Raw genomic sequence first — 1,088 nt, forward strand, 5'->3', positions numbered from 1 at the left:
CGTTGGAGGCGTTCGCGCACCGGCTGGCGCAGCAGTGGCAGAAGGTCCCTGCCGGGGTGCGGACGGTCGACATCCGGATCCAGGCCGCGCTGCCGACCCGCGAGCTCAAGTACCGGGACGCGGTGCTGGACCACGTTTCCGAGCAGCTGCGCCTCCTGCTGCGCGGGCACGGGGTCGACAGCCAGGACTGGCTGTTCAACGAACTGGTCCGTCGGTCGCCGGGGCTTGAAGCGCGGGTGTCGGTGACGGTGATGCCCACGCCGTTGCTGACCGAAGCGCAGGTCCGGTCAGCCTCGTTCTGGCAGGGCGGTTTCCTCAACCAGAGCGCTGTCACCGTCGGCGGGGTCCCGCACCGGGAGGGTAACGAGCTTTCCCGCGCGATGCAGCGGCAGGTGAGGTGGCGGGTACGGGAATTCGCCGCCCGGGCACCGGCCTCCCGCGCGGAGGGGGGGGCCGTGCTGCTGATCGAGTTCGCCGCGGTCAACCAGGGGCAGGCCCAGGCTCGGCAGAAAGCACTCGACTCGCTGGTGCGGGAGGAACTCGAAGGCGTGCCGGGCGGGGTGAACGGATGGCTTCAGGAGCGTGTCCGCTACCAGCCGATCGCGGGCACGCCGTGGGCACCCGGAGTGGACCTGCGGCTCGAGGAGAGCGCCGCGGATGTCGATGCAGCCCCCGTACTCGGACCGGCGGCCGGGCAGGAACTGGACGAGGCTGCTTCCGCGACGGAGCTCCCAGGGACGCCCGCACCGGCGGCAGCCGGTCCAGTCGCCGTGGACGAAGACGCGGCGACCCCGGGACCCGCAGGCGAGACCGGGCCGGTGGCCTTCGGGGTCGACGACTTCGCCGCGTTCTTGCAGGACTACGAGGCGAACCTCCCGGAGGCCGGTGACGGTTTCGGTGATCTGCTGTTCGGTGACGAGGCGCAGTTCGACATCGGCGGCGACGCTTTCGGGTTCGGCTTCGCTGGGGACGGCGCGCCTACCCTGGCCGGGGACTACGAGGCGAACCTCCCGGAGGCCGGTGACGGTTTCGGTGATCTGCTGTTCGGTGACGAGGCGCAGTTCGACATCGGCGGCGACGCTTTCGGG

At 71.0% G+C, this 1,088-nt stretch carries 1 pseudogene; it reads left to right on the forward strand.

Annotation, left to right across the window (positions count from 1 at the left end):
- A pseudogene (locus AB0N03_RS52235) lies at positions 1-1,088 on the forward strand (hypothetical protein); the annotation flags it as partial.

Origin of the sequence: Amycolatopsis sp. NPDC051061 (assembly GCF_040682935.1) — a bacterium.
Lineage (GTDB): Bacteria > Actinomycetota > Actinomycetes > Mycobacteriales > Pseudonocardiaceae > Amycolatopsis.